The sequence below is a fragment of the Paraburkholderia sp. CNPSo 3076 genome, from assembly GCF_026343935.1.
Taxonomy (GTDB): Bacteria; Pseudomonadota; Gammaproteobacteria; order Burkholderiales; family Burkholderiaceae; genus Paraburkholderia; species Paraburkholderia nodosa.
Genome location: NZ_JAPMAL010000119.1, coordinates 1 through 1110, shown reverse-complemented (window position 1 = coordinate 1110; position 1110 = coordinate 1). Strand labels below are relative to the sequence as shown.

The 1110-nt window shown below is 61.5% G+C and carries 1 protein-coding gene; it reads right to left on the bottom strand.

Features of this window, described 5'->3' with window-relative positions:
- On the bottom strand, nt 1-124 hold a 124-nt coding region (gene tnpB, locus M3A49_RS42895), incomplete at its 3' end, for an IS66 family insertion sequence element accessory protein TnpB (RefSeq protein ID WP_416339119.1).
- Nucleotides 125-1110 lie beyond the last annotated feature (986 nt).

Here is a 1110-nt window from a genome sequence, read left to right as displayed (position 1 = left end):
CACGGGCGAGCGGGTCCAGCTGCATTGACTCCGCGACCAGGGCAGCAAGGGTATTGATGCCGGCGCGGAAGTCAATCGGCTCGCGGTACAGGTAGACTTTCAGGTCGTCGTCGAAGCGGAACATCAGCTCCCCCTCAACGCGTCAATCATCGTCTTGAGCAGCGCGCAATCCTGCCCGGTGCACTCGAGTTCAAGGCTCACCCCGTTGGGCAGCTGCGCCACCAGGCGCGAGGGCAGCGGTGATCGCTGTGGCGCGTGGCTCCGCATCGGCGCCGCCGGTGCATCAGGTTCTGGCTGCAGCGGCATCTGCGAAGCCGCCCAGCTGTTATCGCTGATCGCCACCACCGGTACGAATGCCGTGGGCAGAGCCTTCGAGTCACATGGGGCGGCGGCGCCCTTCAGGAGCGCCTCGTAATTCTTGATCCAGCGGCGCAGGTGACCCGCGAGGGAGGCTGATGAGGGAGCGGGTAAGAGAACGCGGAGAAAGCGAATGGCATGCTGTAATGGTGTGCATAGGGGTTCCAACTTTGCCCCAGCCTGAAAGGGCGCAGACTTCCGCGAGGTGTGGCTGTCGCGGGCCACTATCTGAGGTTCGACGTAGGGAAGCTTGGAAGAGGCTGCCTCGTTGCAGCTCAGCGCCCTCGTCCCAGCAATGGGATAGACCAACGATATGACGCTAGCGAAGGGCTTGCGCAGGTTGCCGAGACCGGTATCGGTTGCGGATACTCTAGCCATGCCTGAGCCGTCTGCGGTGAAAGTCGCTTGGGCGGTTCTTTGGGGAGGGAGCAGCGGAGACGCTGCTCTCTTACCCGCTAGTCGACTGCGTCATTGAAATGGCACTGGTCTAATTCGCCGAGATGGATCGTCGTATTTCCATTTAATCGGCCGGGGATTCTTGTAGTGGGTAGCCGCATTCCCTCTCGGAAACGCGGCCCCCGAAGAACCGTACGTGCGAGCTTTCCCCGCATACGGCTCGAGCACAGCATTAAGCGTCGCATTAACGCCGGTCTCGCCAACTGCACGAGCCCTTCGCAAGCGTCACATTGTTGACTCGCCTCATCGCTGAGACGAAGGGCGCTGAACCGTAGTGATACCGGGTCTCTCACAAGC